We start from the raw sequence: 3,300 nt of genomic DNA on the forward strand, positions 1-3,300 counted from the left end.
CGCGTCCGTCGGCGGCGTCCGGCTGTGCTGCGCCTGTGCTCGCCGTGGCCGTCGTCGTGCCGTCCCCGAGGGGGGCGGGCGGCGGGGGCGGGGCGGGCTGGCGGCGGGGCGGCGGCGGCGGAACCGGTCCTGGGCGCGTGAGAAGGGCGTCCGGTGGATGCCTTGGCGCCAGGAGGCGATGAAGGACGTGGCACGCTGCGATAAGGCGCGGGGAGCTGCGAGCGAGCGTTGATCCGCGCATGTCCGAATGGGGCAACCCACCCCTGCGGGGGTATCCCGGCCTGAATCCATAGGGTCGGGAGGCGAACCCGGGGAACTGAAACATCTCAGTACCCGGAGGAGAAGACATCAACCGAGATTCCCGGAGTAGTGGCGAGCGAAACGGGAGCAGGCCAGTGGCCATCAGGAGAGAAGCCGAACGGCCTGGAAAGGCCGGCCAGAGCGGGTGACAGCCCCGTAGGCGTAGGGCTCCTGGTGGTCCTTGAGTAGGGCGGGGCACGTGAAACCCTGCCTGAAGATGGGGGGACCACCCTCCAAGCCTAAATACTCCCTGGCGACCGATAGTGCACCAGTACCGTGAGGGAAAGGTGAAAAGCACCCCGACGAGGGGAGTGAAAGAGACCTGAAACCGGACGCCTACGAGCAGTCGGAGCCTCAGTTCCGCGCGAGCGGGGCGGGGTGACGGCGTACCTTTTGTATAATGGGTCCGCGAGTTCGCGTCGGCGGCGAGCCTAAGCCGAGAGGTGCAGGCGCAGCGAAAGCGAGTCCGAACAGGGCGTCCCAGTCGCCGGCGTGAGACCCGAAACCGGGTGATCTAGCCATGGCCAGGCTGAAGGCGGGGTAACACCCGCTGGAGGGCCGAACCCACGCCTGTTGAAAAAGTCGGGGATGAGCTGTGGCTAGGGGTGAAAGGCCAATCAAACCCGGAAATAGCTGGTTCTCCGCGAAATCTATTGAGGTAGAGCGTCGTCCGCTCGCCCCCGGAGGTAGAGCACCGGATGGGCTAGGGGGGCCCAAAGCCCTACCAAACCCAACCGAACTCCGAATGCCGGGGAGCGGAGGGCGGCAGACAGACGGTGGGTGCTAAGGTCCATCGTCGAGAGGGAAACAGCCCAGACCACCGGCTAAGGCCCCCAAGTGGCGGCTAAGTGGGAAAGCATGTGGGACGGCCAAGACAACCAGGAGGTTGGCTTAGAAGCAGCCATCCTTTGAAGAAAGCGTAATAGCTCACTGGTCTAACAGCTGTCCTGCGGCGAAAATGTAACGGGGCTCAAGCCGCCCGCCGAAGCCGTGGGCGTCTCCGCGAGGAGGCGCGGTAGCGGAGCGTTCCCCTGCCTGTGAAGCCGGACCTGCGAGGGCCGGTGGAGGCTGGGGAAGTGCGAATGCGGACATGAGTAGCGACAAGGAGCGCGAGAACCGCTCCCGCCGGAAGTCCAAGGGTTCCTGCGCAAGGCCAATCCGCGCAGGGTGAGCCGGCCCCTAAGGCGAGGGCGAGAGCCGTAGCCGATGGGAACCAGGTTAATATTCCTGGGCCCGCCGGAGGTGACGGCCGCGAAGCCGTGTCATCCCTTATCGGATTGGGGTGGCTGGTGGAGCGGTCCGGGAAACAGCCCCGGCATATGGACCGTACCCGAAACCGACACAGGTGGACTGGACGAGAATTCCGAGGCGTTCGGGAGAACCATGCCGAAGGAACTAGGCAAATTGCCCGCGTAACTTCGGGAGAAGCGGGACCCGTCTCCGGGCAACCGGGGGCGGGTGGCACAGACCAGGGGGTGGCGACTGTTTAGTAAAAACACAGGGCTCTGCGAAGTCGCGAGACGACGTATAGGGCCTGACGCCTGCCCGGTGCCGGAAGGTCAAGGGGAGGGGTGCAAGCCCCGAACCGAAGCCCCGGTAAACGGCGGCCGTAACTATAACGGTCCTAAGGTAGCGAAATTCCTTGTCGGGTAAGTTCCGACCTGCACGAATGGCGTAACGACCTCCCCGCTGTCTCCGGCATGGACCCGGCGAAATTGAATTCCCCGTGAAGATGCGGGGTACCCGCGGTCAGACGGAAAGACCCTATGAACCTTTACTGCAGCTTCGCGGTGGCGCCAGGAAGGCGCTGTGTAGGATAGGTGGGAGCCTGCGAAGCCGGGGCGCCAGCTCCGGTGGAGGCGTCCTTGAAATACCACCCTGCGCCTTCTTGGCGTCTAACCGGGCCCCGTGAGCCGGGGCCGGGACCCCGCGTGGTGGGCAGTTTGACTGGGGCGGTCGCCTCCCAAACGGTAACGGAGGCGCGCGATGGTGGGCTCAGGCCGGTCGGACATCGGCCAGTGAGTGCAACGGCACAAGCCCGCCTGACTGCGAGCGCGACGGCGCGAGCAGGGACGAAAGTCGGCCGTAGTGATCCGGTGGTCCCGCGTGGAAGGGCCATCGCTCAACGGATAAAAGGTACTCTAGGGATAACAGGCTGATCTCCCCCAAGAGTCCCCATCGACGGGGAGGTTTGGCACCTCGATGTCGGCTCATCGCATCCCGGGGCTGGAGCAGGTCCCAAGGGTTCGGCTGTTCGCCGATTAAAGCGGTACGTGAGCTGGGTTTAGAACGTCGTGAGACAGTTCGGTCCCTATCTGCCGTGGGTGTTGGAGGCGTGAGGGGAGCCGTCCCTAGTACGAGAGGACCGGGACGGACGCACCCCTGGTGCACCGGTTGTCGCGCCAGCGGCACCGCCGGGTAGCCAAGTGCGGACGGGATAAGCGCTGAAGGCATCTAAGCGCGAAGCCCCCCCCAAGACCGCGCCTCCCCATCAGGGCCGTGGCAGACCACCACGTCGATAGGCCGCAGGTGCAGGCGCGGCAACGCGCACAGCCGAGCGGTCCTAATCGCCCGAGCGAGCGCCCAGGACCGGTTCCGTCGCCGCCGCCAGAGCCGGCGGCCAGGACCCGGAAGGGCACACACGCCGCGCGTCGCGCCCCGGCCCGCCGGGGCGCAGGCGCGGCACGCAGCCACCGCCGACACGGCCGGCCGGCGCGCCGCCGTGGCGTCCTCCTCCTCGCCCGTCACATCGCCCTCGTCCTTCCGGATGGGCCGGTCCGGCCAGGTGGCCCGGTGGCCTCCGCGGGGAAGCCACACCCGATCCCATCCCGAACTCGGCCGTGAAACGCCCCAGCGCCCATGGTACTGCGCCTCAAGGCGTGGGAGAGTAGGCCGCCGCCGGGCCGCCCGGCCGGACCAGCCCATCCGGAAGAACAACGGCGCACCGCCCGACCACCACCAACGCGGGGTGGAGCAGCCCGGTAGCTCGTCAGGCTCATA

At 66.7% G+C, this 3,300-nt stretch carries 2 rRNA genes; both read left to right on the plus strand.

Features of this window, described 5'->3' with window-relative positions:
* Nucleotides 1-130: 130 nt before the first annotated feature.
* Nucleotides 131-2,888: ribosomal RNA gene (locus IEX99_RS22100) — 23S ribosomal RNA — on the plus strand.
* Between the two features lie 201 nt (nucleotides 2,889-3,089).
* Nucleotides 3,090-3,204 (plus strand): 5S ribosomal RNA (gene rrf, locus IEX99_RS22105).
* Nucleotides 3,205-3,300: the final 96 nt, after the last annotated feature.

Origin of the sequence: Caldovatus sediminis, from assembly GCF_014644455.1 — a bacterium.
Taxonomy (GTDB): Bacteria; Pseudomonadota; Alphaproteobacteria; order Acetobacterales; family Acetobacteraceae; genus Caldovatus; species Caldovatus sediminis.